Source organism: bacterium (genome assembly GCA_029210965.1).
Taxonomy (GTDB): Bacteria; BMS3Abin14; BMS3Abin14; order BMS3Abin14; family BMS3Abin14; genus JALHUC01.
In genome coordinates, this window is the sequence record JARGFZ010000098.1 from 1 (window position 1) to 1,638 (window position 1,638).

At 50.1% G+C, this 1,638-nt stretch carries 1 protein-coding gene; it reads left to right on the forward strand.

Features of this window, described 5'->3' with window-relative positions:
- Positions 1-368 precede the first annotated feature (368 nt).
- A partial coding sequence (locus tag P1S59_14410) for a transposase (GenBank protein MDF1527420.1) occupies positions 369-1,638 on the forward strand: 1,270 nt, incomplete at its 3' end.

Genomic DNA, 1,638 nt, shown 5'->3' on the forward strand with positions numbered 1-1,638 from the left:
CCTCTGTGGATGATTATGTGATCGATCCCGACTACCCGGTCGAAACCTACCTTTAGAAACCAGCCTGTCGAGATCAACGGGGGCTCTTTGCCCTGAAAAGCCGTAACTGGCTGAGGTTGGGCCGAAACCAACCAAACAGCAATTCTCGGTCAGTTTGTAAAGTAGGGTTTGGTGGGCCTTGAGAAGTAATTGTCAAACTATTTTTCGTAAAGGCAGCCCACTGCACTCTTTCCTCAAAATATGACCCAATCCCACCCCAAAAACATCACAACATATAGTAATGATTAAGAAAAATAAAAAACTAGACTTTTATCTCTATATGTTGTATAGCTCCTGCAAAGTCATCCACCAGGTAGGGGCTAGCACCGGTGCACACCAAAAAACACTTGGGGTTTAAAGCGCTGCGAAAAACCATTTCAAAGCGCTTGCAACAAATCCAAGATCCTCGCAAGGGGGCGCTGGATTACACCCTGCACGATTGCTTTATGAGCGGCTTTGCCATGATGTTTTTCCAGGATCCATCCCTGCTGCAATTTCAACGGCGCCTGCAAAAACGGTTTAACCGCAACAACTTGAAAAACTTCTTTCATATCACCGCTATTCCCAAGGACAGCCAGCTGCGCCAAGTGCTGGATGATAGCGATAATGCTACCGTCTACGAACTGTTTGCCGACCTGTTCAGAGCCCTGCAACGCGGCAAACAGCTTGACCTTTTCCGTTTCAGCGATGATCGCTATCTGCTGTGTCTGGACGGATCGGCGTATTTTTCCTCCGATACCATCCACTGCCCCGGCTGCCTGACCAGAACCTCCAATGGCCACGTTCGCTATGAGCACCAGATCCTGCAACCGGTGATTGTGTGCCCAGGCATCCGTGAGGTCATCCCCCTGGCCCCCGAGCCCATTGCCAACACTGACGGCGCCCAAAAACAGGACTGCGAGATCAATGCCGCCAAACGGCTTATCGCCAAACTGCGTCACACCCACCCCAAGCTCAAGCTGATCGTCACCGGCGACAGCCTCTATTCCAAGCAGCCCTTCATTGACACTCTCAAAATTGCCGGCATGTTCTTTATCCTGGTAGCCAAGCCCGATGATCACAAAATCCTTTTTCAGGAGTTCGCCGATCAAAAAGGACTGGGTGCGGTCTCCACTTACAGCTTCAGAGACGCCAAGGGCCGACGCCACCTTTATGAGTGGATTCATCAGACCCCTTTAAACGGCACAAAGGATGCCGACAATGTCAATTTCCTCCACTACAGCCTCTTTGTCGGCGCTAAACGCACCTATCATAACAGCTGGGTAACCGACATCGATATCTCTAAGGAGAATGTGATCGATCTGGCCAAAGCCGCCCGCGCCCGTTGGAAGGTGGAAAATGAGTGCTTTAATACCCTTAAGAACCAAGGCTATCACATTGAACACAATTTCGGTCACGGACAAAACAACTTGTCCATGACCTTTTTCCTGCTCAACCTCCTGGCTTTCTTTGTTCACCAGATCCTGCAACTGACCGACAGACTCTATCAAGAATGCCGAAGCGGATTTAGCTCCCGCATCGAATTCTGGAATCAGCTGCGCTGTACGATCCGCGTTTTGATTTTTGCCGACTTTGAGCACCTGCTCGCCTTTATCATCG